Raw genomic sequence first — 26,509 nt, 5'->3', positions numbered from 1 at the left:
GTCACACTCGGCTGCGGCCGCGTCGTTCGACGTAGCCTCGACGCATGCCGCTCGCGACCGCCCTGCTGATCACCGGCGTACTGCTCGCCATCACGGTGGCGGCGGGTCTGCTGTGGCGCCTGCGAGACGGCCGCCGCCGTCGCGCCACCGGCGCCGTCCACGTCGACCGACTGGGTCTGCTGCGCGAGCGCGCAGCGCTCGTGCTGTTCAGCACCGACACCTGCTCGCGCTGCCCGCAGGTGAGCCGGATGCTGCGCGAGCTGGCCTCCGCGAGGGGCGCGATCGACGTGCACGACGTGGATCTCACCCATCGCCCCGATCTGGCATCGGAGCACCGCGTGCTGAGCACCCCCACGACCCTGCTCGTCGGCCCGGATGCCCGGGTCGTCGCCCGGTTCGTCGGCGTGCCACGCCCCGACGACATCATCGCCGCTCTGGACGAGCTGCCCGCGCTTCAGGAGACCGCATGACCGCCCGGGATGGAATCGACCCCCGAGGTCCGCGGTTCGCCGCGTGGATCACCTCGGCACTGCTGCTGATCGCGACGGTCCTGGCCCTCACGGGCATCGCCGCCTCGAGCTCCTCACGGGGATGGGCGATCAGCACGGCATCCCTCGGCGACCGGGCGACCGACCTCGGCTTCGTCGTCGCCGCGATCGTGGCTGCGCTGTTCATCTGGGGAGTCGTATCTCCCCCGACCTCGCCCTGGGTGGCGCTGTTCCGCACGGCCGTCCGGCCCCGCCTGACGCCGCCTGTCGAACTCGAGGATCCGCGCCCGCCGCGGTTCGCCCAGGGCGTCGGTCTGTTCGTCGTGGCTCTCGGCCTCGTGCTGCACCTCGCCGGCGTTCCCCTGGCCCTCCCGATCGCGACGGCCGCGGCATTCATCGCCGCCTTCCTCAACGCCGCCTTCGGCTTCTGCCTCGGCTGCCAGATGTACCTGCTGCTGCAGCGCGCAGGGGTGCTGCGGCGGAGCGAAGCCACCGCCTGACCTCTGTTCCGACGCAGACCGGCTCTGGATAGGCTGGCGAGGCGACGCGAACCCGCGGCGCGATGCCACGTGCGATTCTCGGAGGAACAATGACCGTCACCAGCGAAGCCGCAACCACCTGGACCGGATCCCTGATGGAGGGCTCGGGCACCGTCGCGTTCTCGAGCTCGAACCTCGGCACCTTCCCGATCGACTGGAAGTCGCGCAGCGAAGGATCCGACTCGACCACGACGCCGGAGGAACTCATCGCCGCCGCGCACGCGTCGTGCTTCAGCATGGCGCTCTCGCACGCGCTGGCCGAGAACGGCACCCCGCCCGAGCGCGTGAACACGTCGGCGTCGGTCACCTTCAAGCCCGGCACCGGCATCACCGGCAGCCACCTGAACGTGAACGCGAGCGTTCCCGGGCTCACACCGGAGAAGTTCCAGGAGATCGCCGAGGGCGCGAAGACCGGATGCCCGGTCTCGCAGGCGCTCGCCGGCATCGAGATCACCCTCGAGGCCAGCCTCGCCTGAAGTCCTCGATGTCAGGGCCGCGTCCGCGACAGCCTGATCGCCTCGCGGATGCTGGCCCTGGCATCCTTCCGCCGCCCGGCGGCATCCTGCACCACCCCCAGACGGTAGCGGGCGCGCCAGTCTCCCGGCTCGGCCTCGGCAGCCGCCCCGTACTGCGTGATCAGCGGGTCGATGTCGTCACGCATCAGACGGCCGCTCGGCGTCAGGCGTTCCGGGGCCGCAGGCATGCCACCCTCTGCATCGAGCGTGCGCCCGAGCCGATCCGCCGCGAAGCCGAAGAGGAGTTCGCGCACCAGCGCCCACGCGCCGATCGGCGCGATCACGATCAACGCGATCGCCATCCCGATCGAGATCGGAGTCGCGACGCGGAGGAACATCACCGCCAGCCAGCCGGCGGTGACCACGTAGAGCAGCAGCGCCGCTCCCATCACGACCACCCCGATCCGCGAGCTCACGCGCGCGTCCGGATGCCGATGTCGACGAGGTTCTCCAGCCCCACGGTCACACCGCGCGCATCGCGCGCGAACGGGACGGCGAGCCGGATGCCCGGGGCGTAGGCGGCCGCGGAATCGATCGTGTCGTGCACGATCGTCAGCGACTCACCGGGGCCGGACAGGATGGCCTCCTGCTTGGCGATCACGCCGGGACGACGCAGGGAGTGCACCGGAACGCCGGCGACCTGCTGTCCTCGCGCGCGCTGATCGACGTGCGGCGCCTGGAACGGGCCCTGCGCCTCCCGCGCGGCGACCATCAGCTCGGCCGTGCGCACCGCGGTGCCGCTGGGCGAGTCGATCTTGCGATCGTGGTGCGCCTCGATGATCTCGGCGGACGGGAAGAACGGCGCGGCGGCCGCGGCGAGTGCCGAGCCGAGCGCCGAGCCCAGCGAGAAGTTGGGGATGAACACCGCGCCGGTGCCGGCGGCGTCGACCAGCGGGCGCACCAGCGCGATGCGCTCCTGCGACCATCCCGAGGTGCCGACCAGCACGTTGATGCCGCGCTCCACGGCCGCTCGCACCACGTCGATGCTCACCGCCGGGGTCGACGCGTCGACGACGAGGTCGGCGCCGTCCATCTCGGCGAGGTCGCTCGCCGAGCCGAGCACGGCGCGCACCTCGAAGCCGTCGAGCTGGTCGATCACCCCGTGGATGATGCGTCCGAGTGAGCCTGTACCGCCGACGAGGGCGACCTGTGTCGTCATGGTCCCAGTCTAGATTCGCCCGCCGCGTGGACCCGCCGTCGTGACCGTGACGGTCGTCGCCTCGTCAGACCAGAGCGCCCTCGGGCAGACCGGTGCGCAGCTCCATCGGCAGGTGGCCGAGGTCGTTGTGGCTGAGCAGAGTCCACGGCCGGCCCTGCTTCTGAGCGATCACGGTGAGTCCGCAGTGCGCCTGGTTGAGGGTCATCCACCTCCAGTCCGGAGCGCCGAGCACCTCGCGCACGAACCACGAGATGACGAAGTTGTGGGTGATCAGAACCTCGTGCACGTCGCCCGTGCGCCGCCGCAGGAACTCGCCGACCGCATCGGCCATCTGCGCGGAGCCCGCCTCGATCTCGGCCTCGCTCACCGACCCGAAGAACGTCTCGTACACCGAGGGCACGTCGTCGCTCATCCCGCTGGGCACGCAGTCGAACAGCAGCGCAGACGGAACGGGGTCGACCGACGGAAGGCGGGCGGCGATGGTGCGGGCGGTCTCCGTCGCCCGCAGCAGGGGCGAATGCCAGACGGCGTCCAGCGGAAGTCCGGAGAGCCGATCCGCGATCAGTTCGGCCTGACGCCGTCCTCGAGGCGAGAGCGGTCCGTCGTCGACGCCGTGCTCGGCATCCTGATGTTCGCCATGTCTGACCAGATAGATGTAATGCGTCACTGCCCGCTCGCTTCAGCCCGTCCCCCTCGGATGGGTGAGTCCAGCTTAGAACACCGCACCGACACGACGCCGAGGCGCGACGCGCGCCGCACGCACGGTGCCCTCAGTCGCCGGCGCGGGTGAGCTCGACGATCTGCGAGCGCAGCAGCGAGATACCGGCGCCCTGCATGAGCTCCTCGACGTGCTCGGGTGCGAACGCGTTCACGATCGGCGCCACCACCGTGCGCTGCGCGAGCAGCCAGGCGATCGACACGGCCGCGACCGGCACCGACAGCTCGGCGGCGATGCGGTCTAGCACCCGCAGCACGCGGATGCCACGGCGGTTGAGATTGCCCTTCATCTGCTCGCCGCGCACGCCGGTGACGGCGGACTTGCTGCGGTGCCGGCCGGAGAGGAACCCGTGCTCGAGTGCGTGCGAGGGGGTGACCGCGAGGTTCTGAGCGCCGGCCACCAGACGCAGATCGCCCTCGAACCCCCGACGGCGCACGAGGTTGTAGGGCTCGTCGACGACCTCGATGCGCGGGTAGCCGGCCGACGCGAGGATCCTCGCTTCAACGAGACGCTCGGCGGCGAAGCGGAACGCTCCCACCGAGCGGATCTTCCCCGCGTCGCGCAGCCATTCCACCGTCGCGAGGGTGTCTTCCAGCACCGAGCTGGTGTCGAGCGTGGCGTCCAGGTACACCACATCGATGCAGTCGACCGCGAGCCGCGTGAGCGACCCCTCCACCGCACGCACCAGGTTCACCGACCCGAGACCGGGGTTGTCGGCGTGCGAGCCGATGCGCACGCTCAGACGGATCCGGTCCCGGACGCGGCGCGCGCGAAGCCACTGCCCGATGATGTGCTCGCTGCGTCCGCCGGAGAACCCGTCGGCCGTGTGCACCGCGTTGCCGCCGAACTCGATGAAGCGGTCGAGGATCTGACTGCTGGTGCGCTGGTCGGTGCTCCAGCCGAACTCTGCGGCGCCGAGCATGAGCGGGAAGATCGACAGTCCGGTCTCGCCGAGCGGCACGCGGATGCCCTCCCCGACCCCCGGGCCGACCACGGGGATCGGCGCGGAGGGATGCGAGTCGAAGCCGGGCACGGTGCTGGTCGGCGCGCCGGCCGTGCCGGCTGCTCCTGTGCCGAAGAGCTTCACATCGCCACCCCCGTAGCTGCGCACCTCCGGTGCGTACTTCGAGGGTAGGCGAGCGCGGGCCCGGTGCCGGCCATGAAGGCATCACCGGCGGCAAGTTCTCGTAACGGTTCGATCACATCGGATACGAAGGAACCCGGGATCGCGGCGCTGGGCGCACGATCCCGGGTTCCTCGGTCATGGATGCCGCTCAGCGGGCATCCGGACGGCTCACGCCTCAGCGTTCTCCGACTCGCCCTCTGCGGGTGCGTCCTCGGTGACCGGCTCGAGCGACAGCTTGCCGCGGTCGTCGATCTTGGTGATGCGCACGAGCAGCTTCTGGCCGACCGAGAGGACGTCATCGACGTTCTCGACGCGCTTGCCACCGGCGAGCTTGCGCACCTCGGTGACGTGCAGCAGTCCGTCCTTGCCCGGCAGCAGCGACACGAAGGCGCCGAAGGTGGCGATCTTCACGACGGTGCCGAGGAACTGCTCGCCGACCTCCGGGTTGGTGGGGTTGGCGATCGCGTTGACCTGCGCGCGAGCGGCTTCGGCCGACGGTCCGTCGGTCGCGCCGATGTAGACGGTGCCGTCCTCCTCGATGGAGATCTGCGCGCCGGTCTCATCCTGGATCGCGTTGATCGTCTTGCCCTTCGGGCCGATCAGCTCGCCGATCTTGTCGACCGGGATCTGCACGCTGATGACGCGCGGCGCGGTCGGCGCCATCTCGTCGGGAGCGTCGATCGCGGCGTTCAGCACGTTGAGGATGGTCAGGCGGGCGTCGCGCGCCTGGGTCAGCGCGCCGGCGAGCACCGACGACGGGATGCCGTCGAGCTTGGTGTCGAGCTGGATCGCGGTGATGAACTCCGACGTGCCCGCGACCTTGAAGTCCATGTCGCCGAGTGCGTCTTCCGCACCCAGGATGTCGGTCAGCGCAGCGTACCGGGTCTCACCGTCGACCTGATCGGAGACCAGGCCCATCGCGATGCCTGCGACGGCGGAGCGCAGCGGCACGCCGGCGTTGAGCAGCGACAGGGTCGATGCGCAGACGGAGCCCATCGAGGTCGAGCCGTTCGAGCTGAGCGCCTCGGAGACCTGACGGATCGCGTAGGGGAACTCCTCGCGGCTCGGCAGCACCGGCACGAGGGCGCGCTCGGCGAGGAAGCCGTGCCCGATCTCGCGACGCTTCGGCGACCCGACGCGGCCGGTCTCACCGGTCGAGTAGGGCGGGAAGTTGTAGTGGTGCATGTAGCGCTTGCTCGTGGTGGGAGACAGCGAGTCGATCTGCTGCTCCATCTTGAGCATGTTCAGCGTGGTGACACCCATGATCTGGGTCTCGCCGCGCTGGAAGATCGCCGAGCCGTGCACGCGCGGGATGACCTGCACCTCCGCGTCGAGCGGACGGATGTCGGCGAGGCCGCGGCCGTCCATGCGCACGCCCTCGGTGAGGATGCGTCCGCGGACGATCGTCTTGGTGACCGACTTGTACGCGGCGGAGAACTCGAGCGGGGCCGCAGCGGGCAGCTGGCCCGCCTCGGTCGCCTCGATCAGCTCGGCCTTGACGCGATCCTTGATCGCGTCGTCGGCGTTCTGACGCTGCTGCTTGTCGGCGATCTGGTAGACGCCCGTGAGCTCGTCATAGGCGCGACCGGCCACGAAGTCGTAGACCTCCTGGCTGTACGCCGGGAAGACCGGGTACACGCCCGGCTCCTTGGATGCGGTGGCGGCGAGCTCGGCCTGAGCCTTGACGAGCTGGGCGATGAACGGCTTCGCGGCCTCGAGGCCCGCGGCGACGACATCCTCGTTGGGCTTGGTGGCGCCGGCCTTGATGAGGTTCCAGCTGCCCTCGGTCGCCTCGGCCTCGACCATCATGATCGCGACGTCTTCGGAGCCGTCGGCCTTGGTGACTACGCGACCGGCGACGATCAGGTCGAACACGGCCTCGGAGACCTGCTCGGCGGTCGGGAACGCGACCCACTGGTCCTCGTGCTGGCCGTGACCGGGGATGAACGCGAGGCGCACACCGGCGACGGGGCCCGAGAACGGCAGACCCGAGATCTGCGTCGACGCGGAGGCGGCGTTGATCGCGAGGGCGTCGTAGAACTCGCCCGGGGCGATCGAGAGGACCGTGATGACGATCTGGACCTCGTTGCGCAGACCGTCGACGAACGACGGACGCAGCGGACGGTCGATCAGACGGCAGACCAGGATCGCCTCGGTCGAGGGGCGACCCTCACGACGGAAGAACGAGCCGGGGATCTTGCCGGCGGCGTAGGAGCGCTCCTCGACGTCGACCGTCAGCGGGAAGAAGTCGAAGCCCTCACGCGGGTGCTTGCCCGCGCTCGTGGCCGAGAGCAGCATGGTCTCGCCGTCCAGGTAGGCGGCGACGGCGCCCTGAGCCTGCTGCGCGAGGCGGCCGGTCTCGAAGCGGATGGTGCGGGTGCCGAAGCGGCCGTTGTCGAGAACGGCCTCGGTGGCGGTGATTTCAGGACCTTCCAAGAGGTCTCTCCTTCTTTGTTTAGGCTCGCTCGCCCGTGTGGCGCGCGAGTTGTCGCGAAGGAGCGGATGCGGGTAGATATAAGCGCGCGGGGATTCCCGCCGATCACGCCTGCGCTGGCCACCAGTAGAAGACCACCCGGCGCCGTGTGCGACGAGGAACCCACCACAGGGGACCAGCTTCTCAGCCGACCGCTCCGTGAATCGATGTGAAGTTGTGTGGCGCAGACTGCACCATTGTCGATCCTATCAGCGGGCGTGTCCACGCCGGGTTCATCGCCACGGTTCGAGAGCGGACGCCGCCGAAATCGACTGTCTTCGCCTAGGCTGACGAGCATGAGCGAAGACAAGGCAGTCTCTTCAGAGGAGATGAAGCGCAAGTTCAGGGAAGCGCTCGACAAGAAGAATGCACAGAGTCGGGGCGGAGAGTCGCACCTGGACGGCGACTCCGCCGTTCATGCGACCCACGCGCCGCAGATGAAGCGCGAGTTCCGCCGCAAGAGCGGCTGAGCTGCTTCCGACGCGAGATGAAGGGCTGCGACACGAATGTCGCAGCCCTTCGTCGTCCCGGGGGCCGACTCGACTCGGGCGTCACTCCCCGGCGAGCCCTCCGAGCAGGTGTCCGAACGAGCGCCCCTCACCGAGGTAGGTCGCGGGATCGTACGGGTCGACGACCTCTGCGGCACCGCGCTTGGCGATCGCCTCGGCGAGCTCTCTCGCACCCCTCTCGACGCGCTTGGCGAGCGGGGCGACCTCGTCACCCGCGCCGCCCCAGTCGCTGGATGCCGCGAAGACGCCGGTCGACACCGGTTCGGCGTGCAGGTAGGCGAACAGCGGACGGATCGCGTAGTCGATCGCCAACGAGTGCCGGGCGGTGCCGGCGTTCGCGCCGATGAGCACGGGCTTGCCGGTCAGGGCGTCCGGGTCGAGCACGTCGATGAACGACTTGAAGAGCCCCGAGTAGCTCGTCGAGAAGATCGGCGTGGCCACGATCAGCCCGTCGGCCGAGACGACGGTGTTGATGGCCGTCTCGAGCGCCGGCCGGGCGAATCCCGTCAGCAGGTTGTCGGTGATGTCGTGCGCCAGATCGCGCAGCTCGATCACGTCGACCTTCACGTCGATGTCGCGCTCTCGCAGCGCCTTCGTGGTCTCCGCAGCCAGACGGTCGGCCAGCATCCGCGTAGACGAGGGGTTCGACAGGCCGGCCGAGACGACGGCGATGCGACGTTCGCCCATCTCAGGCATCCTTCCGGCCGAGGCCGAACGCCGCACCCGCGGCGACCGGCGCGTCCTGGTAGGGGGATCCGGCGGTCAGGTTGTCGCCGCGGTTCGCGGAGGGGCGCGCCTGACGCGAGGGCCCGTCACCGTAGATCGCGCGCACCCGCGCGGCATGCGTGGGGGCATCCGGAACCGTCTCGGGGCGGTTCTTCGCGAGCTCGCGACGCAGCACCGGCACGACCTCGCCGCCGAGGATGTCGAGCTGCTCGAGCACGGTCTTCAGCGGAAGACCGGCGTGATCGATGAGGAACAGCTGACGCTGGAAGTCGCCGAACGTGTCGCGCATCGACGCGTAGCGGTCGATGACCTGCTGCGGCGATCCGACGGTCAGCGGCGTCATCTCGGCGAAGTCCTCCATGCTGGGACCGTGGCCGTAGACCGGCGCGTTATCGAAGTAGGGGCGGAACCGCGTCACCGCATCCTGGGAGCTGGCGGCCATGAATACCTGCCCGCCGATGCCGACGATGGCCTGCTCGGGCGTGCCGTGGCCGTAGTGGGCGTACCGCTGCCGGTACAGCTCGATGAGGCGCTGGTAGTGCTCCTTCGGCCAGAAGATGTTGTTCGCGAAGAAGCCGTCACCGTAGTAGGCGGCCTGCTCGGCGATCTCCGGCGTGCGGATCGATCCGTGCCAGACGAACGGCGCCACGCCGTCCAGCGGCCGCGGGGTCGCAGTGAAGCCCTGCAGCGAGGTGCGGAACTTCCCCTCCCAGTCGACGACGTCCTCGTCCCACAGCTTGCGCAGCAGCGCGTAGTTCTCGATCGCGAGCGGCAGGCCCTGGCGGATGTCCTTGCCGAACCACGGGTAGACCGGACCGGTGTTGCCGCGGCCGAGCATGAGGTCCATGCGCCCGTCCGTGACGTGCTGCAGCATCGCGTAGTCCTCGGCGATGCGCACGGGGTCATTCGTGGTGATCAGGGTCGTCGAGGTGGACACGATCAGTCGCTCGGTCTGAGCGGCCACGTGCGCGAGGAAGGTGGTAGGGCTCGACGACCAGAACGGCGGGTTGTGGTGCTCGCCGATCGCGAAGACGTCGAGGCCGACCTCTTCGGCGTGCCTGGCGATCACGGCGGTCGCCTTGATGCGCTCGGCCTCGCTCGGGGTGACGCCGGTCGTCGGATCCTGCGTGATGTCGCTGACCGACATGATGCCGAACTGCACCGGGTTCTGCTCGTTCACTGTTCTCTCTCCGCTCCGGATGCCCGAAAGCATCCGTTCTATTCACTTGAATGCACTTCATGCAACCCCGAAGCGGCCACTTTATTCCCGCATGTCCGCAACCGCTAACCTCGTGCCATGAGCAGTGCCGAGCAGCATCCGCCCGCGACCGCGACGACGGGCACCGCTGCACGGCCCCGTCGCCGGGTTCCGTTCTGGGACAACGCGCGGTTCGCGTGCATCGTACTGGTCGTGATCGGGCACGGCACCCAGCGGCTGATCTACGACTCCGACGTCTCGTACGCGTTCTACCTGTGGGTGTACGCGTTCCACATGCCCGCCTTCGCCATCATCTCCGGCTACTTCTCGAAGGCAGGAAGCCCCACGAAGCGCCAGATGGCTCGCGTGATCACCGACATCCTCGTCCCGTACGTGATCTTCGAAGGGCTGTGGACCCTCACCAAGTGGCTGGTCGAGGGAAGGGCCGACCCGAATCTCACGCAGCCCTCCTGGACGCTGTGGTTCCTGCTCGCCCTGGGCATCTTCCGTCTGGTGCTCCCCTACCTCGCCCTGCTGCGATGGCCGCTCGCCTGGACCCTCGCGATCTCGGTGGGTGTCGGATACGTGACCAATGTCGACAGCACGTTCTCGCTGTCCCGCACGCTGGGCCTGCTGTTCTTCTTCACTCTCGGCTGGTGGCTCAGGGAGCGCGACGTGGTGCGCCGGCTGCATCTCATCGAGTACCGGCCGTGGTGGGTGCGCGCGATCGCGATCGCCGTCCTCGTCGCGTGGGGCGTGGCCTGCTGGCTGTGGCTGGATGTCTGGGAGGCCATCGACCTCAGGCACTGGCTGTTCTACGACGACTCGTACGCCGACCTCGGCGGCGAGCAGTGGTGGGCGGGCGCCGTCCGCCTCGGGCTCATCCTGCTGGCGGTCCTGCTCAGCGCCTGTTTCTTCGCGCTGCTGCCGCGGCGCGCGCAGCGCTGGACCACGCTGGGCCAGTACACGATGTACGTGTACCTGCTGCACTCGTTCGTGCTCTACCCGTTCCGCGAGTCGGGTGTGCTGCGCGGCCTGCACCCGACCTGGATCTGGCTTCCGCTCATCATCGTGCTCGCCGTCGGCGTCGCATTCGCGCTCTCATCGAAGCCGGTGCGCTCGCTGTTCCGTCCGCTGGTCGAGCCGCGCCCGCGCTGGATGTTCCGCGACCCCGAGCTGGTGTCGGGAAGCGACCACCGCAACGACCCGACGGGTTCGCGGCGCAGCCGCTGAGCCCGGCTCAGGCGAACAGCGCCGCGCCCACGTACGATCCGGACGCCGCCCCCGGCGGCACGGCCCAGACGCCGGATCCGACGTGCCGGATGTACTCGATGAGCAGATCCGTCGACATCCGCTTCTGCAGCGCGACGAACTGCGCCGGATCGCGCTGATACGAGAGGAAGAACAGTCCGGCGTCGAGGCGTCCCAGCGAGTTGTTGCCGCCGACGTAGTTGAAGCCGCGGCGCAGGATCCGCACGCCGTCGTTCGTGTCCGGGTGCGCGAGTCTCACGTGGCTTCGGACGTCGAGGCCGGCCAGCTTCGGCGGCGTCATCTCGGTGCCGCCGCTGAGGGGCGCGCCCTCCGCCTTGTCGCGACCGAAGATCCGCTCCTGCTCGCCGAGGCCCACACGATCCCATGTCTCGATGAGCATCGCGATCTTGCGCGCCACGAGGTATGAACCGCCCGCCATCCAGTCCGGATCGTCACCGCCGGCCCAGACGTGCGCGTCGAGCGCGTCCTGGTCGTCGGCGAGGATGTTCGCGGTGCCGTCCTTGAAGCCGAAGAGATTCCGCGGCGTCTGCTGCTGCGCACTCGTGCGGGAGGTCTTCCCGAAGCCGAGCTGCGACCATCGCAGCTTGGCGCGCCCGAAGGCGATCCTGCTGAGGTTGCGGATCGCGTGCACGGCGACCTGGGGGTCGTCCGCGCAGGCCTGGATGCACAGGTCGCCGTCGGACTGCCCCGGATCCAGGTCGTCACCGAGGAACGCCGGCAGCCGTTCGAGCTTCGCCGGGCGTCGATCGCCGATGCCGTACCGATCGCCCTCCTCGTTCGCGAACAGGGTCGGCCCGAACCCGAAGGTGATGGTGAGATTCGCGGCGTGCAGCCCCAGAGCCTCCCCCGTGTCATCCGGCGGGGATGCGGGCCCGCCACCGGTCGCCCCGGACGCGCTCACCTCGAGGCCCTGCGTGAGACGCGACGCCGCGTAGCTCCAGTCCTGCAGCAGCTCGATCAGGTCACGCCGATCGCTGCGGGGCATCATGTCGAACGCGCCGAAGTGCAGGTGCTCCTGCACCTCGGTGGTGATGCCCGCCTGATGCTCGCCGAAGAACGCGTGGCGGTCCTCGGCATCCGCATCCTTCCGCGGGGCGCCGAGCGCGTATCCGATGCCGCCGCCGGCCAGCGCGAGCGCAGCCCCTCCGCCGGCGGCCAGGCCCAGCAGACCGCGCCGGCTCAGGCCGGCGCGGGGCTGCTCGTCATGATGCGGCATGTGTGCTCCCCGTCAGGACAGGGTGGTGGCGGTCAGATGCGACAGCGGCTCGGCCAGCGCGTTGATGAGATCGATGAGCTCGCGCTTGTGGCCTTCGGTCAGATCCGTGAATGGAACGAAGCCGCTCTGCAGGGATCCGTGCTCGGCGAGGGCGCTCTCGAGGTCCGCGTAGCCCGTCGTTATCTCGTCGACGAGCTTCTCCCCGTCGGCGCCCTTCGACGCGGCCAGCTCCCGCACCAGCGAGAAGGCCATCTTCGACCCCTCCACGTTGGCGGCGAAATCGTAGAGGTCGGTGTGCGACCACCAGTCCTCCTCGCCGGTGATCTTCCCTGTCGCGACCTCGTCGAGAAGCGCCACGGCGCCGTTCGAGATCCCCGCGATGCCCTGATCATCCAAAGCGGTCGTGAAGTCGTCCGAATGCACGTAATCGAAGAGCTCCTGCACGTCGGCGATCAGCAGATCGCCGTACTCGCCGCGCTCCTCAGGCGTCGACGGCGCCCACCCCTGCCAGGCGGGAGTCGCGCCGTCGGAATTGAGGGCATCCGGTGCCGGCTGCCAGAGATCCTTCTCGATGCGGTGGAACCCGGTCCACTCCAGGCCCTCGGCGACGGCGTCGACCTCGCGGTAGTCGATGCGCGGGTCGAGATCGCCCAGCGCCTCGGCGACGGGCTCGATGCGCTCGTACGAGGCGCGAGCCAGCGGGAAGAGCTCACGCGCTCTCTCGTCGTCCCCCGCCGTGTAGGCACTCACCAGGTCGGCGACATCGGGCACGAGGGCTCCGACCTGGTCTTTCACGAACGCGGCGTAGAGATCGACCGCCTGTTGCTTCTGCTCGGCGTCCGGCCCGTCGATGCTCACCTTGTCGCCCGTGACCGTGAACGCGGCCTTGCCCACGCCGTCTCCGATCATCCCGGGCTTGCACACGGTGTAGTAGTCGCCGGGCTGCGCGACGACCGTGAGGGTGCGCGACGCCGCCGGAGCGATGTTCTCGACCTCGCCGACGATGCGCAGGCCGTCGTCGGCCAGAAGGTAGAACTCGGTGACGTGGTCGCCGGCGTTGGTCACCTCGAATGTCAGCGTGCCGCTCGTGGCCGTGCCCGTCGAGACGTCGCATGCGCTGTCGGTCGAGGACACGGTGAACGATGCCGCCGGGTCGGCCGACTGCTTGGCGACGCAGCCGCTGAGGGCCGTCACGGCGATGGCGCCGAGCGCGATGACGCTCAGCGTTCGGGGTGCGTGGGTCATGCTGCTCCAGAAGAGGTGGTCACGAGGTCTTCGCGCGGCACAGCCGGCGCTGACGCGAGAGCGGACGCGGGCCGAGGGCCGCGCGAGCGCGCCAGCCCTCGAACGAAGAGAGTGCCGACGACCGTCATGTACAGCGCCCATGCGATCACCTGCAGCCAGGTCATGCGCGGCATGAAACCGATCGTCGCCTGAAGGATGGTCGCCCAGGCGCCGCCCGGGGCGATCGCGGCGGTGGCGTCGAAGGCCCATCCGAAGGGGAAGCCGGCGAGTCCGGTGAGCACAGCCCCGGTCATGGCATCCGTCGGCGCGACGGCGGTGAAGGGACCGCCGAGCACTCCGGCCTCCTGCAGATCCATCACGGCGTAGGCCAGCACACCCGCCGCGACGACGACGAGGAAGCCGCCCGTCCACGCGAAGAACCGCCTGAGGTCGAGCTGCACGGCGCCGCGTGCGAGCAGCCAGCCGACGACGACGGCGATGAGCAGGCCGAGCAGCGCACCGAGCAGCGACTGCGGCGCGTTGCCGAAGGACTGCACCATCGACCACAGCAGAAGCGTGGTCTCGATGCCCTCGCGGGCCACCGAGACGAAGCCGACGGCGATCAGCGCCCACAGGGTCCCGTGCGCGAGAGCCCGATCCACACCGCCCTGCAGGCTCGACTTCATCGTGCGGCCGGCCTTCTGCATCCAGAAGATCATCCAGGTGACCATGCCCACCGCCACCAGCGAGAGCGAGCCGCCGATGATCTCCTGCGCCTCGGTGGTGAGAGCGTACGCACCGAAGGTGAGGACCGCGCCGATGCCGAGCGCGAGCGCGATGGCGAGACCGATGCCGATCCACATGCGACCCAGCACGTCTGCGCGGCCGAGCCGGCGGATGTACGCGACCAGGATGCCTACGACGAGGGCGGCTTCGAGGCCTTCGCGGAGGCCGATGAGGAGCGCTGCGAACACGGGATTCGATTCTGCTGACGGAGCGGTAAGGGGTGCCTTACCTAAGCAACTTTAGCACCCCGCTTCCTGCGCCCCCGCGCGTCGACCGGTAAGAGAAAGCAACATTCGTGCGCGCCGGCGGGCCTGGTCCTACCGTCGACGCATGACCGATCTCACCCTCCCCATCCTCGACCTGTCTCAGCTCGACGCCGGCGCAGAGGCGGCCGCACGGTTCCGTGCGGACCTGCGCGCCGCGACGCGGGATGTGGGCTTCTTCTACCTCACCGGAACGGGCATCCCCACCGACCTCGAGCAGAGGCTGCACCGCGCCGCGAGGGATTTCTTCGCGCTTCCCGAAGAGGACAAGCTCGCCATCGAGAACGTGAAGAGCCCGCACTTCCGGGGGTACACGCGTATCGGCGGGGAGCGGACGAAAGGCGCCGTCGACTGGCGCGAGCAGATCGACATCGGTCCGGAACGGGACGCTGTCGAGGGCGGTCCGGCGTTCAACCGCCTCATCGGGCCGAACCTCTGGCCTCAGGCGCAACCGGAGCTGCGCGCTGTCGTCGCCGAGTGGCACGCCGCTCTGTCCGGCATCGCGCGGAAGCTGCTGCGCGCGTGGGCTCTTGCCCTGGGCGCCGAGGAGTCGTACTTCGACGACCACTTCGGTGAGCCGTCGACGCTGATCAAGATCGTCCGGTACCCGGGCACGACCGAGCCCGCGCCGCAACAGGGCGTCGGCGCTCATAAGGACAGCGGCGTGCTGACCCTGCTCTGGGTGGAGCCCGGCCGCGGTGGCCTCCAGGTCGAGCGCGACGGAGCGTGGGTGGACGCCCCACCCGTCGACGGCGCGTTCGTGGTGAACATCGGCGAGCTTCTCGAGTACGCGACGGACGGGTATCTCAGGGCGACCAACCACCGCGTGGTCTCGCCGCGAGCGCCGCACGACCGGCTGTCGATCCCGTTCTTCTTCAACCCGGCTCTCGACACGAAGCTGCCGCTGATAGAGCTCCCGGCCGACCTCGCCGCGCACGCGCGCGGCGTGACCCGCGACCCGGGGAATCCGATCCACAGTCTCTACGGCGAGAACGCGCTGAAGTCGCGCCTGCGAGCGCACCCCGACGTCGCGGCGATCCACCACCCCGACCTCGTCGGCGCAGTCTCCTAGCCTGCCACGACGGGGCCCGGCTCGCCGGGCTGGCCGGGTCGGTCCGGCTGGCCGGGGAGGTCCGGTTCGCGGGGCTGGCCGGACTGATCCGACTGGGCCGGAGCCCAGCCGAACTCCACGATCGCTCGCAGGGCATCGAGGTGCGCCTGGAAGGCGTGCCGCCCCTCGGCCGTACCCGCCACCCAGGTGCGCGGGCGACTACCTGCCCGTCCCCGCCTGACCTGCACGTAGCGCTCCGCCTCCAGCGCCGAGATCGCCTTGCTCAATGCCGAGTCCGACACCTGCAGGATGCTGCCGAGCGTGGCGAAGTCCAGCTCGAGGTCGTCGCCGAGCGCAGCCATGAGAGAGAAGCGGATGGGGCTCGCGAAGCTGTCGTCGAGCCGCAGTCGCGGGTGCTGCCGCGGGGGCTGTTCAGGCACGACGCTGCTCCAGCGCCGCACCGATCGCGAAGGCAACCGTGACCACCGCGCCTGCTGCGCACGCCGCGGCCGCGAGCGGAAGCGTGGTGAACTGAGCCGTCAGCGCCAGGCCCACGAGGATCGCCCCGCCGCTCGCGAGGCAGCTCCAGTGGAAGGCGCCCCATGCCGCGACGATGCGGGAGCCGCCGCCGCCCATCGCAGAGAAGAGCCACGCCACGAGGGCCAGCATCACCACGAGGTTGGCGACATGGGCGACGATCGCCGACGGCGTGGCGACGCACGCGATCATGACGCCCATCGCCAGGCCGATGCACATCGTCTCGATCCGGACCGCACGGTCGAAGGGGATGCGCTGCCGCGGCGCCCGCTCGGACGGCGCCCGTCGACCCTCGTCGACCGCGAGGATGCCGAAGAGCACGAGTGCGAGTGCAGCGGGGGCGAGGCGCACGGCGATCGGGATGTCGATGCCGAGAGCGAGCGCGGTCAGCGATCCGATGACCATGACGACGAGCAGCACCACCACCGCCGTCCGCAGCCGCTGCTCTCGTCCTCGACGCTGATACCCGTACTCCTCGCGCAGGGCGCTGGCGAGCTGGGTCCAGAGGATGAACGGCGCGACGAGCGCGATGATGTTCACGCGGTCGGTCGGCGGGAAGCAGAGCATGAGCGCGACCAGGTACATCGAGAACGCCGCGCCCTCGATCAGCAGCAGCCGCGCGGCCCCGCGTCGATCGATCATCGCCTCGCGCCGCCGCGCGACACGGGCGGACTCGTCGAGATAGGCGCGGGCGACGTCACCCGACGGCGGCTCGTAGGGCTGTAGACCGGGTTCCGCTCGGTGCTCCATGGCGCTCCTCGCTTTCCATCTGGAAACTGTTCACTTTCCTACCGGAAAGTGAACGAGGTTGCAAGCGACGCGGGAATGACGAGAGCCGCCCCACACCGTGGGGCGGCTCTCCAAGAATGTTCTGCGCGATTGAACGCTGGTCGATTACCGGCGCAGACCGAGACGCTCGATGAGCGAGCGGTAACGGTTGATGTCGACGTCCTGCAGGTAACCCAGCAGGCGACGGCGCTGACCGACGAGCAGGAAAAGGCCACGGCGCGAGTGGTGGTCGTGCTTGTGTGCCTTGAGGTGCTCGGTGAGGTCCTTGATGCGCTGCGTCAGCATTGCGACCTGCACCTCGGGGGATCCGGTGTCACCGGGGTGCGTCGCGTACTCTTCGATGATCGCCTTCTTGACGTCTGCTTCCAGTGCCATAGATTCGATCCCCTCTCTGCTTGCTGCGCGGTGCCCGACGCCGAATGCGTGGGCTCTCTTTATCCGCGGCCGATCAAACGGCAACCTCGACAGTCTACCAGCATCCCGGCGGCCGGATACGCACCGGTAGCCTCGACGGGTGCCGTTCTCCCGCGCCCATCTGATCGATCTCAGCCCGCTGAGATCGAGCCCGGCTTTTGCGCGCATGTGGATCGGCTCGGCCCTCGCCGGGATCGGCGGCCAGCTGACGATCGTGACCGTGATGCTGCATGTGTTCGAGCTGACCGCCAGCACATTCGCGGTCTCGATGATCGCGGTGGCCGGCCTCGTGCCGATGGTCCTCGCCGGACTCTACGGCGGGATGCTGGCCGACGCCTTCGACCGGCGGCGCGTGGCGCTGATCGCGGCGACCATCGCCTTCGTGGCGACGGCACTGCTCGCCGGGCTGACATGGACGGACACGGAGACGATCTGGTGGCTGTACGGGCTCAGCATGGTCATCGCGGCAGCCAACTCGGTGGGCATGGCGACCCGCACGGCGATCGTGCCGCGCCTGATCCCGCTGAATCAGCTCGCGGCGGCGTCGGCGCTGAACGGCGTCGCCTTCGGCCTGACCGTGATGATCGGCCCCGCCGTGGCGGGTGTGCTCGTCGCCCTCACCGGCTTCGGGTGGACGTACACGATCGATGTCGTCCTCATGCTGTGCATGTTCCTCGGGCTGTGGACACTGCCGGCGCTGCTGCCCGAGGGCACGATCGTCCGGCCGGGCCTGGCATCCCTCGTCGACGGATGGCGCTTTCTGCGCCGGGCGGGCAACATCCGAGCGCAGTACCTGCTCGACATCGCCGCGATGACCTTCGGCAACCCGCTCGCCCTCTACCCGGCGCTCGGCACGGTGCTGCTCGGCGGCGGTGCCGTGACGACGGGACTGCTGACGGCGTCGGTCGCGGTCGGCACCTTCGCGTCGAGCCTGTTCTCAGGCAGGATCGTGCAGTACCGCTGGCACGGCGTCGGCATCGCCAGGGCGGTGCAGGCCTACGGCGCCACGATCGCGCTGTTCGGGGCGATTCTGCTCGTCGGGGTGTTCCTGCCCCCGGCATCCGAGCACTCCCCCGACGTCCCGCTCGTCACCGTCGCCTGCATCGCGCTCGCCCTTTCGGGAGCGGCCGACAACATCAGCTCGATCTACCGCAACACGATGATGCAGGCCGCGGTGCCCGACGCGATGCGCGGACGCCTGCAGGGTGTGTTCATCATCGTCGTCGCCGGCGGGCCCCGACTCGGGGCGCTGTACGCCGGCACTCTGGCTACGCTCACCGCACTGTGGTTCCCGCCGCTGCTGGGCGGGATACTCGTGATCGGCCTCGCCGTGATGATCGCCCGGCTCACGCCGCGCTTCCGCGCCTACGATGCACTGAGCCCGGAGGCCTGAACCGCTCGTGGCGGCTCGACCCCCGGGCTCGGGATGCCGTCGTGCTCAGGCCTGCAGGGCGCCCTGCAGGTCGAGGTTGATCGTGATGTCCTTGCCGACGAGCACGCCACCGGTCTCGAGAGCGGCGTTCCAGGTCAGACCGAAGTCCTCCCGGTTGATCACGGTCGTGGCCGAGGCGCCGGCCTTGTAGTTGCCCCACGGGTCGGTGCCGAAGCCGCCGAAGTCGAACTCGAAGCTCACCGGCTTCGTGACCCCGCGGATGGTGAGGTCGCCGTCGACGAAGAAGTCGCCGCCCTCGACGCGCGCGCCGGTGGAGACGAAGTCCATCGTCGGGAAGTTCTCGACGTCGAAGAAGTCCGCCGAGCGAAGGTGGTTGTCGCGACCCTCGTCCTTGGTGTCGACGGATGCGACGTCGACGCTCGCCTCGACCTTGGCCTCGAGCGGATTCTCGGGGGCGAGGAGCGTGGCGTCCTTGATGCCGAACGAGCCGCGCACCTTCGAGATCATCATGTGGCGGACGCTGAAGGTGACCTCGCTGTGGCTGGGGTCCAGGACCCAGGTGCCGGGACGGTAGCCGGGGATGTCGATCGACATGTGTGTTCTCCTTGACGTTCATCGGCGCGCTCTCGCGCGGTACCGAAGATAACTTACATTCAGATGCATATATTCCCGCGAGCCCGGATCAATGCAAGAACCCCCGTCCACCGAGGTGGACAGGGGCTCTTGCGACGAGGATCGGATCGACTCAGCCGACCGCGACGAGATCGATGATGAAGATCAGGGTCTTGCCCGACAGGAAGTGACCGGAGCCGGCCGCGCCGTAGGCGAGGTGCGGCGGGATGACCAGCTCACGACGTCCGCCGACCTTCATGCCCGGGATGCCGTCCTGCCAGCCCTGGATCAGGCCGCGCAGCGGGAACTGGATGGTCTCGCCACGACCCCACGACGAGTCGAACTCCTCGCCGGAGTCGTACTCGACACCGGCGTAGTGCACGGTGACGGTGTCGCCGGGCGATGCCTCGGCGCCGTCGCCCTCGACGATGTCGCGGATGACGAGCTCTGCGGGGGCGGGTCCGGTGGGGGCGTCGAACTCGGGCTTCGTGCGTTCAGTCATGACTCCATCCAACCCCGGCGCGCGTCACCGGGTCAATGCGAGACGTCCGCTGAGCGCGTAACGCGATCCGCCGCGTCAGTCTCGGTCGGTGATGTCGCGCGACAGTCGCTGGGACACCCAGACCGGGATGAAGGATGCCAGGATTACGACCGTCGCGACGACGTTCACCACGTTCGCCTCGTTCGGCCTGGCCATCTGGTTCATGATCCACAGCGGCAGCGTGTCGACGCCGGGTGGCGCGGTGAAGATCGTGACGTAGACCTCGTCGAAGCTGAGCGCGAAGGCGAGGATCGCACCGGCGACCAGGGCGCTGCGGAACTGCGGGAAGGTCACCATCCGGAAGGTCTGCCACGGCGTCGCGCCGAGATCCTGCGATGCCTCTTCGAGGCTCGGGTTCATGCGACGCAGACGCGCGAGCACGTTGTTGAACACCATCACGATGCAGAAGGTGCCGTGCGCGATGATCATCCCCCAGAAGCCGACCTGGATGCCGATCGGCTCGAGCATCTGGTTGTAGGTGTTGTTCAGCGCGACGCCGGTGACGATGCCGGGCAGCGCGATCGGCAGCACGACGAGGAGGTTCACGGAGCGCTGCCCGAAGAAGCGGTAGCGCTGCAGGGCGAAGGCGACCAGCGTGCCCAGCACCAGCGCGATCGCCGTGGCGCCGGTGGCGACCAGCACCGAGTTGAGCACCGCGTCCCGGACAGGCTGGCTGGTGAACGCCCGGGCCCACCACTCCAGCCCGAAGCCGGAGACCGGCCAGCTGGCGATGCGTGCGGAGTTGAAGGAGTTCAGCACCACGAGCATGAGCGGGATGTACATGAACGCGAGGATGATCGCGACGATTACCCCGAGGACGATCTTGGAGGTGCGCGACAGTCTCAGCATGGTCGGCTCACATCCTTTCCAGGGCGCCGGTGCGCTGCACGCTCACCAGGTAGATGACGACGAAGGCGATGGGCACCACCGAGAATGCTGCGGCGAGCGGCGGGTTCAGGTTGATGTTCGACGCGATGACGCTTCCGATCATCTGCGTGTCGCCGCCGACGAACTTCGCCACGAGGTAGTCGCCGAGACTCAGCGAGAAGGTGAACACGGATCCGGCGATGATCGCCGGCTTGATGAGCGGCAGCACGACCGTGCGGATGGTGCGCCACGACCCTGCACCCAGGTCGGCCGAGGCGTCGAAGAGGTTCGCGGGCAGCTGGCGGATCGCCGTGTAGACGGGCACCGCCATGTACGGCAGCCAGAGGTAGGTGAGGGTGAGCACGACCGTGAAGACGGTGAAACCGGGCCCCTTGATGCCGAGCGGGGCCAGCATCCAGTTGAAGAAGCCCTGCTCGGTGAACGTGATGCGCATCGCGATGACCTTCACGAGATAGCCGGCCCACAGCGGCAGGGTGATCGAGACAGCCAGCACCGCTCGCAGCCACGGCGAGGCGACCTTCGCCATGAAGATGCCCAGTGGGACGGAGATGAGGATGGCAAGCGCGGTGACGCCGAGCGCGATGCCGAGGGTGCGCAGCGCGGTGGATGCGTACGCCGGGTTCGCGACGAGCTGCTGGAAGTTGCCGAAGGTGAAGCCGGGCTTGACCTTCGAGGTGAACGGATCGGTGATCCAGAACGCCGTCACCAGCAGCATGACGAGCGAGAAGATGTAGATGCCGATCAGCCAGGCCATGGGCAGGGCCAGCAGGCCGGCGATGCGTGCGCGGCGCGTCATGTCATTCCTGTCGTCGTCGAGAGGGTGGGATCCGGGGCGGAGGAGCTCTCTCCCCCGCCCCGGCCGGGCCGGGTCAGCCCTTGACGCTGGTCCAGGCGTCGGTCCACTGCTGGAAGTTGGTGCACTTCACATCCGTGCGGCCGTCGATGCACTGCTCGATCGGGGTCGTCCAGAACCACACCTTCTTGAAGTACTCCTCGTTCGTGGCGTTGTAGTACTCGCAGTGCGCTTTCGCCTCTTCGCTCGTGTCGCAGAAGGCGGCGTTGGCGGGTGCCATTCCGAAGTTCATCGCGATCGCGCCGTTGACCTCCGGCGAGGAGGCGTAGTCCATCCACGCATACGCGCAGTTCGGGTTCTTGGACTTCGCGGCCAGCATCCAGGCATCCGACCACCCGGTCGAGCCCTCCGCGGGCAGAACGCTCTTGTACTTGTCGTCTTCGGTGAGCTTGCGCAGCACCTCCCACGAGGTGCCGAGCACGGTGGTGCCGCCGGCGAACGATGTGATCTGCGCCGCGGGGTCCGACCAGTACTCCGAGACGATGTCGTTCTGCTGCTTGAGCAGGTCGACAGCGGCCTTGAGCTGCTTCTCGTCGAGTGCGTAGGGGTTCTCGATGCCCAGATCGGGTTCGTGCGCCATCAGGTAGACCGCGGCGTCGGCGATGTAGATGGGCGCGTCGTACGCGATCACCTTGCCGGCGTACGGGCTGTCCTTCTCCCACGCCACGTCCCAGCTGGTGGGCTCCTCGGTGACGGCGTCGCTGTTGTACTGCAGGATGTTCGCGCCGCGGCCGATCGGGATGCCGTACGACTTGCCGTTGATGGTGTCGTAGATCTGACCCTTCATGCCCTCCACGATGTCGTCGCCGAAGTGCGGGATGAGTTCGAGGTTCAGCGGCTGCACGTCGCCGCCGGCGATCAGGCGCAGACTGGCATCGCCCGACGCGGAGACGAGGTCGTAGTCGCCGGTGCGCATGAGCTGCACCATCTCGTCGCTCGTGCCGGCGACGCGCCGGTTGACCGTGCAGCCGGTGTCGGCGGTGAACGCGTCGGTCCAGGCCGGCTCCACGAAGCCGGACCAGGCGACGATGTTCACCTCCTTCTCGTTGTCGCCGAGCTTGTCCATCATCGGGACGTCGGGGACGTCGATCGAGAGGCCGCCGGCGTCGTCCGCCGATTCGGTCGTGCTCGAGCAGCCTGACAGCGCCAGGGCTGCTGCTGTGGTGACGGCCGAGACGGCCAGGATCTTCTTTCGCATGGATCTCTCCTTTGTGATCGCGGTGCGCGGGTGGGATTGCGGGAGGGCAGGGGGTCAGGGAAGCCGTGCGGCGTGCTCGGGGTTCCAGGTGGCACGCACCCGCTCGCCTCGACGCGGCGCGTCGGGGCTGGAGGCCTGGTGCGCGTTCGGCCGCTCCACGATGATGTCGACCCCGGCGTCCGAGGTGATGAGATAGCGGGTGGCCGGGCCGGTGTAGACGACCTCGGCGATCGTGCCCACCAGCCCCACGTCGCCGTCGGCGAGCGCTTCATGCGTGTCGTGCATCCGCACGCGCTCGGGCCGGATGCTCATCGTGCGGCGCGTGCCGGTGAGCTCCTCCGCGAGCTGCGCGCCGATGAGATTCGACAGCCCGAGGAAGCGCGCGACGAACTCCGTCTGCGGCTGTTCGTAGACCTCGCGGGCGGTGCCGACCTGCTCGATGCGTCCGTTGTTGAATACGGCGACGCGATCGCTCAGCGTCAGCGCCTCCTCCTGATCGTGGGTGACGAAGATGAACGTGATCCCGACTTCGCGCTGGATCTGCTTGAGCTCGATCTGCATCTGCTCGCGCAGCTGCTTGTCGAGGGCTCCGAGGGGTTCGTCCAGTAGCAGCACCTGTGGCCGCAGGATGAGAGCGCGGGCGAGGGCGATGCGCTGACGTTGACCGCCCGAGAGCTGGTGAGGCAGACGATCGGCGACGTGGTCGAGGTGCACGCGGCGCAGGGACTCGGCGACCTGCTCGATCCGCTCGCTCTTGCTCGTCCCCTTCACACGCAGTCCGTAGCCGACGTTCTCCGCGATCGTCATGTGCGGGAACAGCGCGTAGTCCTGGAAGACGGTGTTGACGTCGCGGGAGTGTGGAGGTGTGCGGGTGACGTCGACGCCCGAGAGACGGACGGAGCCGGAGGTCGCCTCCTCGAACCCGGCGATGATGCGCAGCACCGTGGTCTTGCCGGATCCCGACGGTCCGAGCATGGAGAGGAACTCCCCGGGTGCGACGTGCAGATCGAGGTCGCGCACGGCGGTGAAGTCGCCGAAGGACTTCGTCAGGCCCGACAGCATCACGCTGCCCTTGGCTGAGGTGTCGCTCGCGGCATGGGCGGCCGGCGCAGCAGTCGTCATCTCGTGCTCCTCGATCCTCATCGATTCGGAAGGTTGCTTAAACATATAAAACCGTAGGTCATATTTCAAGTCTTCTCGCGCCATCGATGTCGTGGAAGAATCCAGGCATGGAATCGCTGACCTCCCCCGCCGGTGCGCGCACCGCCTCGGATGGTCCGCGCAGCCGCCACCCGCATCGACTGCAGGGCGCCCTGTTCCAGTCGATCGGCGATGAAGGCAGGGCCGAGCTCGTCGAGCGCCGCCTGGTCGACGCGATCCACCGTGGCCACCTGCGCGCAGGTGAGCGGCTCCCCTCCGAATCCGATCTCGCACGCAGCTTCGGAGTGGCACCGGTCACGGTGCGCGAGGCTCTGCTCACGCTGCGCGGCCAGGGGCTCATCGTCACGCGTCGCGGCCGCAACGGTGGCAGCTTCGTCGTCGACGACGCCGATCCACTCGCCTTCGCACGCGACGCGCTGATGCGCACCTCGCGGCTCGCGCTGCGCGACATGGGAGTCCACTACGGTGCGATCACCGTGGCCGCCGTCCGTCTCGCCGCGCGCCGCGCTGATGCCGGCGAGGCCGTCCGGGTGCGTCGTCGTCTGGAGCTTCTCGAGGATCTCGACACCGATCAGCAGCGGCGTCTGCTCGATGACGTGCTCGTCGAGCTCGTCTCGCTGAGCCAGTCGGCGCGCCTCACCAGGGAGCAGATGAAGCTGCAGGCCGAGTTCTCGCCCTATCTCCGCCTCGCCGCATCCGACGGCGCAGGACTGCGCAGACAGGCGGCGTCGCTCACCGACATCATCCGCGCCGTCGAGGAGAGCGACCCCGACACGGCGGCCGATCGCACAGAGCGCCTGATCGTCGACGTGCTCGACGCCCTCGTCCAGCTGCAGAGCTCGCCGCCGAGCATCTCATGAGCATTCCCATCGACGTGCACTGGAGGACGCGATGAACACCCCCACCACCACTGCTTCAGCAGAAGCCGCCCGGATCGTCGAGGACTACTTCGGCGCTCCGATCCGCATGCTCGACAGCTGGGTCGGATCCTGCGCCGAAGAACTCGCCCACGTGCTGGGTGAGGGCTCGCTGACTCGGCCGCACCTCGACGCGATCGTCGAACCGTACGCCGCTCGCACCCTGGCGCTGGACGACGTGCCCGTGTACGGAGCGGGGTTCATCGCCGCGATCGATCTTCTCTCCGACGCCCGCAGCCACCTCGCGTGGTGGCAGGGCGAAGGCGGAAGACAGCTGGTGCTCGCCTCGCAGTCGGTGAACAAGGAGTACATCGACTACAGCGAGCTCGAGTGGTACCGCGTGCCGATGAGCACCGGAGGACCGCATGTCGCCGGTCCGTACGTCGACTATCTGTGCAGCGACGAATACACGATCACGATCGCTGTTCCCGCGCGCGACAGCGGGCGCCTGCTGGGCGTCGCCGGGCTCGACCTGCTCGTCGCGGATGTCGAGCGTGAGCTCATTCCGCGTTTCGCTTCGCTCGGACATGAGGTGACTCTGGTCAACGGTGTCGGCCGCGTCGTGGTCTCCACCGATCCGCGCTGCGAGACCGGGGACTCGGTGCGCGGCAGCAGGCTCGCCGACCTTCCCCGGACGTCCTGCGACGGCGTCGCCCTCGACGTGATCGTCGAGAGCATCTGAGCCGGCGATCGGTGCCGAGGTCTTGACTTCGCCCCGCGTGAGAGGCACGCTGTCTGTAGATCAACTCAGCGCCCGGGAGACTCGCAGGCATCGCCGCAGCACCGGGCGCTGAGTCTGTCCGGCCCGGATCCGCTGACGCTTTCAGTACGCGAGCAGACGGGCTCTGGCATCCCGGGTGCGCATCAGCAGGGCGTGCTCGTCGGCGGCAGCCAGCGGGTCGCGACCGGTGATCGACCGCTGGCGCACGGCTGCCAGCGCTGCGGCGTCGCGGATGAACGACTGCATCACGCTTCGGCGGTCGCCGCGCAGACCGGATGCCCACTGCAGACCGGTCCGCCGGCCGGCCGGCGTCGCCAGCATCTCGACCTCCTCGGGAGTGAACCAGCCGGCGGCGGCGTAGTCGCCCAGGCGCAGACGCGTCAGACGCGACTCCTCGCGGCGCAGCGCCAGGATCGCGATGATGAACCCGATGAAGAGCGGAACCTGCGTGCTGATGTACAGCGCGAGGAAGTCGCCCAGCAGAGACGAGCCGTTCCAGTACGCGTGAAGGAGTGTCGCGCCGATCAGACCGATCGCGCCTGATCCGACGGCGGAGGCGGTGCTCGCGCCGCGCCGCGCGGCCAGGCCGATGGCGAATCCGGTCAGGGCGGTGAACATCGCGTGCGCGAACGGCGAGACCAGCCCACGCAGGATGAAGGTCACCGTGAGCTCCCCGGCCCCGCCGGAGGTGAGGCTGGTGCCGAAGTACTGGATGTTCTCGGTGAACGCGAAACCGGCACCCACCAGCGCCCCGTAGACGACGCCGTCGACCGGGCCGTCGAAGGCACGTCGTCCGATGACGAACACGATCAGGACTCCGACGCCCTTGGCGAGCTCCTCGATCACGGGCGCCTGGATGACCGCCGCGAAGAACTCGTTGCGCGGCCCCACCGCAAGAGCGAACGCCAGGTCGACGAGCAGAGTGATGCCGACCGCTGCCACCGCACCCCAGGCGAGGGCGAAGATCACGAGGCTCTTCGGCTCCGGTTCCCACCGGTCGATCATCCGCACGCCCATGAGCACGATCGCGAGCGGCACGAGCGCGAGGACGAGTCCGACGATCGACGCTCCGACGCCGAGGAACAGCGCGAAGTACGCGATCAGCGCGATCATCAGGAACCCGAGCACACCGAACGCCCACACCGATGCGCTCCGCCCCCGCCTGGCGGGCATCGGCAGGGCCGGCATCGCCGGGGCGGGTGCCGGGGCCGACGGCGCCGGC

At 68.7% G+C, this 26,509-nt stretch carries 29 protein-coding genes; 9 read left to right on the top strand and 20 right to left on the bottom strand.

Annotated features, from left to right (window positions below; genetic code table 11):
* Positions 1-44 precede the first annotated feature (44 nt).
* From RT309_RS01935 to RT309_RS01925, 3 genes are all read left to right on the top strand, one after another.
* Positions 45-470, top strand: coding sequence for a thioredoxin family protein (locus tag RT309_RS01935; protein ID WP_313354834.1), 426 nt, complete (start codon positions 45-47; stop codon positions 468-470).
* The gene (locus tag RT309_RS01930) at positions 467-988 is read left to right on the top strand and encodes a DUF4395 domain-containing protein (RefSeq protein WP_313354832.1); all 522 of its coding nucleotides are present in this window, start codon (positions 467-469) and stop codon (positions 986-988) included. Before RT309_RS01935 ends, RT309_RS01930 begins: the two co-directional genes overlap by 4 nt.
* 89 nt (positions 989-1,077) lie before the next feature.
* Complete coding sequence (locus RT309_RS01925) at positions 1,078-1,503, top strand: OsmC family peroxiredoxin (protein WP_101187023.1); 426 nt, start codon at positions 1,078-1,080, stop codon at positions 1,501-1,503.
* A gap of 11 nt (positions 1,504-1,514) precedes the next feature.
* Here RT309_RS01925 and RT309_RS01920 read toward each other — a convergent pair whose 3' ends face one another.
* The 5 genes from RT309_RS01920 to RT309_RS01900 form a co-directional block, all read right to left on the bottom strand.
* A complete protein-coding gene (locus RT309_RS01920; protein ID WP_313354827.1) occupies positions 1,515-1,958 on the bottom strand; it encodes a hypothetical protein in 444 nt (147 codons plus the stop codon).
* On the bottom strand, positions 1,955-2,701 hold the full coding sequence (dapB, locus tag RT309_RS01915) for a 4-hydroxy-tetrahydrodipicolinate reductase (protein WP_313354826.1): 747 nt from the start codon (positions 2,699-2,701) through the stop codon (positions 1,955-1,957). The genes RT309_RS01920 and dapB overlap by 4 nt, the downstream gene beginning before the upstream one ends.
* Before the next feature lie 64 nt (positions 2,702-2,765).
* Positions 2,766-3,368 (bottom strand): histidine phosphatase family protein, encoded by a 603-nt coding sequence (locus RT309_RS01910; RefSeq protein WP_313354824.1) that lies wholly within the window; start codon positions 3,366-3,368, stop codon positions 2,766-2,768.
* A 103-nt stretch (positions 3,369-3,471) separates the two neighbouring features.
* Positions 3,472-4,530 (bottom strand): aldo/keto reductase, encoded by a 1,059-nt coding sequence (locus tag RT309_RS01905; protein ID WP_313354823.1) that lies wholly within the window; start codon positions 4,528-4,530, stop codon positions 3,472-3,474.
* 183 nt (positions 4,531-4,713) lie between these two features.
* Positions 4,714-6,981, bottom strand: coding sequence for a polyribonucleotide nucleotidyltransferase (locus RT309_RS01900; protein WP_313354822.1), 2,268 nt, complete (start codon positions 6,979-6,981; stop codon positions 4,714-4,716).
* Between the two features lie 333 nt (positions 6,982-7,314).
* On the opposite strand from RT309_RS01900, the gene RT309_RS01895 reads away from it, so the two are divergent.
* Entirely contained in the window at positions 7,315-7,488 is a 174-nt protein-coding gene (locus tag RT309_RS01895) for a DUF5302 domain-containing protein (protein WP_313354820.1), read from the top strand.
* 81 nt (positions 7,489-7,569) lie between these two features.
* On the opposite strand, the gene RT309_RS01890 is transcribed toward RT309_RS01895, so the two are convergent.
* Positions 7,570-8,214 carry an FMN reductase gene (locus RT309_RS01890; RefSeq protein WP_313354818.1) on the bottom strand — a complete coding sequence of 215 codons (645 nt, stop codon included), beginning with the start codon at positions 8,212-8,214 and terminating at the stop codon, positions 7,570-7,572.
* Between the two features lies 1 nt (position 8,215).
* Positions 8,216-9,433 (bottom strand): LLM class flavin-dependent oxidoreductase, encoded by a 1,218-nt coding sequence (locus RT309_RS01885; RefSeq protein WP_313354816.1) that lies wholly within the window; start codon positions 9,431-9,433, stop codon positions 8,216-8,218.
* Positions 9,434-9,550: 117 nt separating this feature from the next.
* On the opposite strand from RT309_RS01885, the gene RT309_RS01880 reads away from it, so the two are divergent.
* Complete coding sequence (locus tag RT309_RS01880; protein WP_313354814.1) at positions 9,551-10,684, top strand: acyltransferase family protein; 1,134 nt, start codon at positions 9,551-9,553, stop codon at positions 10,682-10,684.
* A 7-nt stretch (positions 10,685-10,691) separates the two neighbouring features.
* On the opposite strand, the gene efeB is transcribed toward RT309_RS01880, so the two are convergent.
* Genes efeB through efeU form a run of 3 tightly spaced genes read right to left on the bottom strand, consistent with a single transcriptional unit; the run spans position 10,692 to position 14,137 of the window.
* Positions 10,692-11,939 carry an iron uptake transporter deferrochelatase/peroxidase subunit gene (gene efeB / locus RT309_RS01875; RefSeq protein WP_313354812.1) on the bottom strand — a complete coding sequence of 416 codons (1,248 nt, stop codon included), beginning with the start codon at positions 11,937-11,939 and terminating at the stop codon, positions 10,692-10,694.
* A 12-nt stretch (positions 11,940-11,951) separates the two neighbouring features.
* Entirely contained in the window at positions 11,952-13,184 is a 1,233-nt protein-coding gene (efeO, locus tag RT309_RS01870; protein ID WP_313354810.1) for an iron uptake system protein EfeO, read from the bottom strand.
* Complete coding sequence (gene efeU, locus RT309_RS01865) at positions 13,181-14,137, bottom strand: iron uptake transporter permease EfeU (protein ID WP_313354808.1); 957 nt, start codon at positions 14,135-14,137, stop codon at positions 13,181-13,183. The genes efeO and efeU overlap by 4 nt, the downstream gene beginning before the upstream one ends.
* Positions 14,138-14,279: 142 nt before the next feature.
* Here efeU and RT309_RS01860 point away from each other — a divergent pair, with 142 nt between their 5' ends.
* On the top strand, positions 14,280-15,284 hold the full coding sequence (locus tag RT309_RS01860) for a 2-oxoglutarate and iron-dependent oxygenase domain-containing protein (protein WP_313354807.1): 1,005 nt from the start codon (positions 14,280-14,282) through the stop codon (positions 15,282-15,284).
* Here RT309_RS01860 and RT309_RS01855 read toward each other — a convergent pair.
* The 3 genes from RT309_RS01855 to rpsO form a co-directional block, all read right to left on the bottom strand.
* Positions 15,281-15,703, bottom strand: a complete 423-nt coding sequence (locus RT309_RS01855) for a transcriptional regulator (protein ID WP_313354805.1) — start codon at positions 15,701-15,703, stop codon at positions 15,281-15,283. The two genes, RT309_RS01860 and RT309_RS01855, sit on opposite strands and share 4 nt — an antisense overlap.
* Positions 15,696-16,550, bottom strand: a complete 855-nt coding sequence (locus RT309_RS01850) for a hypothetical protein (protein WP_313354803.1) — start codon at positions 16,548-16,550, stop codon at positions 15,696-15,698. Before RT309_RS01850 ends, RT309_RS01855 begins: the two co-directional genes overlap by 8 nt.
* Positions 16,551-16,694: 144 nt before the next feature.
* Positions 16,695-16,964, bottom strand: coding sequence for a 30S ribosomal protein S15 (rpsO, locus tag RT309_RS01845; protein ID WP_071642334.1), 270 nt, complete (start codon positions 16,962-16,964; stop codon positions 16,695-16,697).
* 205 nt (positions 16,965-17,169) lie between these two features.
* Here rpsO and RT309_RS01840 point away from each other — a divergent pair, with 205 nt between their 5' ends.
* The gene (locus RT309_RS01840; RefSeq protein ID WP_396654396.1) at positions 17,170-18,396 is read left to right on the top strand and encodes an MFS transporter; all 1,227 of its coding nucleotides are present in this window, start codon (positions 17,170-17,172) and stop codon (positions 18,394-18,396) included.
* A 45-nt stretch (positions 18,397-18,441) separates the two neighbouring features.
* On the opposite strand, the gene RT309_RS01835 is transcribed toward RT309_RS01840, so the two are convergent.
* From RT309_RS01835 to RT309_RS01810, 6 genes are all read right to left on the bottom strand, one after another.
* A complete protein-coding gene (locus RT309_RS01835; protein ID WP_313354796.1) occupies positions 18,442-18,990 on the bottom strand; it encodes a YceI family protein in 549 nt (182 codons plus the stop codon).
* Between the two features lie 151 nt (positions 18,991-19,141).
* Positions 19,142-19,510, bottom strand: a complete 369-nt coding sequence (locus RT309_RS01830; protein WP_313354794.1) for an FKBP-type peptidyl-prolyl cis-trans isomerase — start codon at positions 19,508-19,510, stop codon at positions 19,142-19,144.
* A gap of 75 nt (positions 19,511-19,585) precedes the next feature.
* A complete protein-coding gene (locus RT309_RS01825; RefSeq protein WP_313354792.1) occupies positions 19,586-20,398 on the bottom strand; it encodes an ABC transporter permease in 813 nt (270 codons plus the stop codon).
* A gap of 7 nt (positions 20,399-20,405) precedes the next feature.
* Positions 20,406-21,233 (bottom strand): ABC transporter permease, encoded by an 828-nt coding sequence (locus tag RT309_RS01820; protein WP_313354790.1) that lies wholly within the window; start codon positions 21,231-21,233, stop codon positions 20,406-20,408.
* Between the two features lie 73 nt (positions 21,234-21,306).
* Positions 21,307-22,488: an extracellular solute-binding protein gene (locus RT309_RS01815; RefSeq protein WP_313354788.1), complete on the bottom strand. Its 1,182-nt coding sequence runs from the start codon at positions 22,486-22,488 to the stop codon at positions 21,307-21,309.
* A 54-nt stretch (positions 22,489-22,542) separates the two neighbouring features.
* Positions 22,543-23,610: an ABC transporter ATP-binding protein gene (locus tag RT309_RS01810; RefSeq protein ID WP_313354786.1), complete on the bottom strand. Its 1,068-nt coding sequence runs from the start codon at positions 23,608-23,610 to the stop codon at positions 22,543-22,545.
* Positions 23,611-23,717: 107 nt separating this feature from the next.
* On the opposite strand from RT309_RS01810, the gene RT309_RS01805 reads away from it, so the two are divergent.
* Together RT309_RS01805 and RT309_RS01800 are read left to right on the top strand one after the other, a co-directional pair.
* Positions 23,718-24,509 carry a GntR family transcriptional regulator gene (locus RT309_RS01805; protein WP_313354784.1) on the top strand — a complete coding sequence of 264 codons (792 nt, stop codon included), beginning with the start codon at positions 23,718-23,720 and terminating at the stop codon, positions 24,507-24,509.
* Positions 24,510-24,540: 31 nt separating this feature from the next.
* Positions 24,541-25,248, top strand: coding sequence for a cache domain-containing protein (locus tag RT309_RS01800; RefSeq protein ID WP_313354782.1), 708 nt, complete (start codon positions 24,541-24,543; stop codon positions 25,246-25,248).
* Positions 25,249-25,389: 141 nt separating this feature from the next.
* Here the strand turns inward: RT309_RS01800 and RT309_RS01795 are convergent.
* On the bottom strand, positions 25,390-26,509 hold a 1,120-nt coding region (locus tag RT309_RS01795), incomplete at its 5' end, for a PrsW family intramembrane metalloprotease (protein WP_313354781.1).

Source organism: Microbacterium sp. (genome assembly GCF_032084865.1).
Lineage (GTDB): Bacteria > Actinomycetota > Actinomycetes > Actinomycetales > Microbacteriaceae > Microbacterium.
This window is presented reverse-complemented; position numbering and strand designations above follow the sequence as displayed.

Excerpts from the sequence above, each read along its gene's own strand:
- RT309_RS01830 (WP_313354794.1), bottom strand. The coding sequence starts at position 19,510 with ATGACTGAACGCACGAAGCCCGAGTTCGACGCCCCCACCGGACCCGCC.
- RT309_RS01800 (WP_313354782.1), top strand. The coding sequence starts at position 24,541 with ATGAACACCCCCACCACCACTGCTTCAGCAGAAGCCGCCCGGATCGTC.
- RT309_RS01840 (WP_396654396.1), top strand. The coding sequence starts at position 17,170 with ATGTGGATCGGCTCGGCCCTCGCCGGGATCGGCGGCCAGCTGACGATC.
- RT309_RS01930 (WP_313354832.1), top strand. The coding sequence starts at position 467 with ATGACCGCCCGGGATGGAATCGACCCCCGAGGTCCGCGGTTCGCCGCG.
- efeB (WP_313354812.1), bottom strand. The coding sequence starts at position 11,939 with ATGCCGCATCATGACGAGCAGCCCCGCGCCGGCCTGAGCCGGCGCGGT.
- rpsO (WP_071642334.1), bottom strand. The coding sequence starts at position 16,964 with ATGGCACTGGAAGCAGACGTCAAGAAGGCGATCATCGAAGAGTACGCG.
- RT309_RS01805 (WP_313354784.1), top strand. The coding sequence starts at position 23,718 with ATGGAATCGCTGACCTCCCCCGCCGGTGCGCGCACCGCCTCGGATGGT.
- RT309_RS01810 (WP_313354786.1), bottom strand. The coding sequence starts at position 23,610 with ATGACGACTGCTGCGCCGGCCGCCCATGCCGCGAGCGACACCTCAGCC.
- RT309_RS01935 (WP_313354834.1), top strand. The coding sequence starts at position 45 with ATGCCGCTCGCGACCGCCCTGCTGATCACCGGCGTACTGCTCGCCATC.
- RT309_RS01820 (WP_313354790.1), bottom strand. The coding sequence starts at position 21,233 with ATGACGCGCCGCGCACGCATCGCCGGCCTGCTGGCCCTGCCCATGGCC.
- RT309_RS01850 (WP_313354803.1), bottom strand. The coding sequence starts at position 16,550 with ATGGAGCACCGAGCGGAACCCGGTCTACAGCCCTACGAGCCGCCGTCG.
- RT309_RS01925 (WP_101187023.1), top strand. The coding sequence starts at position 1,078 with ATGACCGTCACCAGCGAAGCCGCAACCACCTGGACCGGATCCCTGATG.
- RT309_RS01880 (WP_313354814.1), top strand. The coding sequence starts at position 9,551 with ATGAGCAGTGCCGAGCAGCATCCGCCCGCGACCGCGACGACGGGCACC.
- RT309_RS01825 (WP_313354792.1), bottom strand. The coding sequence starts at position 20,398 with ATGCTGAGACTGTCGCGCACCTCCAAGATCGTCCTCGGGGTAATCGTC.
- efeO (WP_313354810.1), bottom strand. The coding sequence starts at position 13,184 with ATGACCCACGCACCCCGAACGCTGAGCGTCATCGCGCTCGGCGCCATC.
- RT309_RS01835 (WP_313354796.1), bottom strand. The coding sequence starts at position 18,990 with ATGTCGATCGACATCCCCGGCTACCGTCCCGGCACCTGGGTCCTGGAC.
- RT309_RS01895 (WP_313354820.1), top strand. The coding sequence starts at position 7,315 with ATGAGCGAAGACAAGGCAGTCTCTTCAGAGGAGATGAAGCGCAAGTTC.
- RT309_RS01815 (WP_313354788.1), bottom strand. The coding sequence starts at position 22,488 with ATGCGAAAGAAGATCCTGGCCGTCTCGGCCGTCACCACAGCAGCAGCC.
- RT309_RS01890 (WP_313354818.1), bottom strand. The coding sequence starts at position 8,214 with ATGGGCGAACGTCGCATCGCCGTCGTCTCGGCCGGCCTGTCGAACCCC.
- dapB (WP_313354826.1), bottom strand. The coding sequence starts at position 2,701 with ATGACGACACAGGTCGCCCTCGTCGGCGGTACAGGCTCACTCGGACGC.
- RT309_RS01860 (WP_313354807.1), top strand. The coding sequence starts at position 14,280 with ATGACCGATCTCACCCTCCCCATCCTCGACCTGTCTCAGCTCGACGCC.